Below are 365 nucleotides of genomic sequence, written 5' to 3' on the forward strand. Positions count from 1 at the left end.
ATATGCTCTGTTGTCCAGTCTAATCGCTGCATTTCAACATTAATTTTGGCAATCAAAATTTCGTGTAATGTTGGCGTCGGTTGAGATACAAGGTAAAGGTATTGGAGAAAGTCTAATAATTCAAATTCTGTCAGTAAAGTACGCGATCGCTTTCCATAAGTTTTTTTGAGATGCTCCCGTCCCTGGTCTTTGGTCCAGCCTAATCGCTGCATTTCAACATCTGTTTGAGCAATTACTTCAGCAAAATTCATAGGTTCCATAGCTTCGTCACTGTTTTAACAGCCTGCATCACTTGTCATTTGTACTTACCAATGACAAATGACAAATGACAAATGACAAATGACAAATGACAAATGACAAATGAC

Annotated in this window: 1 pseudogene; it reads right to left on the reverse strand. The window is 37.8% G+C overall.

From position 1 onward, the window contains the following. Positions 1-71 precede the first annotated feature (71 nt). Positions 72-257 (reverse strand): annotated as a pseudogene (locus HWQ36_RS21270) (hypothetical protein); the annotation flags it as partial. Positions 258-365: the final 108 nt, after the last annotated feature.

The sequence above is a fragment of the Nostoc sp. NMS2 genome, from assembly GCF_017115105.1.
In the GTDB taxonomy this organism is placed as follows: domain Bacteria; phylum Cyanobacteriota; class Cyanobacteriia; order Cyanobacteriales; family Nostocaceae; genus Nostoc.